The 941-nt window shown below is 48.5% G+C and carries 1 protein-coding gene; it reads left to right on the top strand.

What is annotated here, in order from left to right:
- Positions 1-9: 9 nt before the first annotated feature.
- Positions 10-941: IS1182 family transposase (locus P5G61_RS31815; protein WP_301250122.1), on the top strand; the 932-nt coding region annotated here is incomplete at its 3' end.

Below are 941 nucleotides of genomic sequence, written 5' to 3' on the forward strand. Positions count from 1 at the left end.
ACGGTTTCTTTGTACATTCAATATACCATGGATCAACTTTTCTTGCCAATGGATTTGGAGACAGATATCCCCGAAAATCACCTCGTTCGTGTTGTAAATAACGCAGTCAATCGCCTGAGCGATTCCCTTTTCAATTCGGCGTATCCTGGCGGAGGTCGCCATAGCTACCATCCCAAAATGCTCACTAAAATCATCATCTACGCCTACACTCAGCGCATCTATTCTTCCCGGCAAATCGCCAAGGCCCTTCGCGAAAATATTATGTTCATGTGGCTTGCCGGGCGGCAACAGCCGGACTTTCGTACTATTAATCGCTTTCGTTCCGAGCGGATGAAAGAGGTCCTGGAAACCGTGTTTACCCATATACTGGAGCTGCTGGTTCAGGAGCAATATGTGTCCTTAGATCACTATTTTTTGGATGGAACCAAGCTCGAAGCAAATGCCAATCGCTACACCTTTGTGTGGAAAAAAGCCGTCGTCAAGCACCAGGCCAAGCTGCAAGAAAAAGTACATACCCTGTTCCAAGCCATCGAAGAGGCGGAAAACGAAGAAGATGCCCTCCACACTGGAACCGACCTACCTGAACTTGGCGAAGCCTCGGCTCTCACGGCGGAAAAGCTGGAGCAAGCCGTCAAGCAATTGGAGGAGAAACTGAATGAAAAACCGAAGAACAAGCCGTTAAACAAAGCCGTGCGCCAGTTGCGGAAGGACTTGCTGCCGCGACTGCAAAAATATGAACAGCAGATGGCAATCGCTGGTGAGCGCAACAGTTACAGCAAAACCGATCCAGACGCAACGTTCATGCGAATGAAAGAAGATCATATGCGAAATGGTCAATTGAAGCCAGGGTACAATGTGCAGATTGGAACGGAAAACCAGTTTGTTTTGGGTTACACGGTGCACCAGCGACCCACAGATACGAAATGTCTGAAGTCCCATCT

This window comes from Paenibacillus vandeheii (assembly GCF_030433635.1).
Classification (GTDB): Bacteria; Bacillota; Bacilli; order Paenibacillales; family Paenibacillaceae; genus Paenibacillus; species Paenibacillus vandeheii.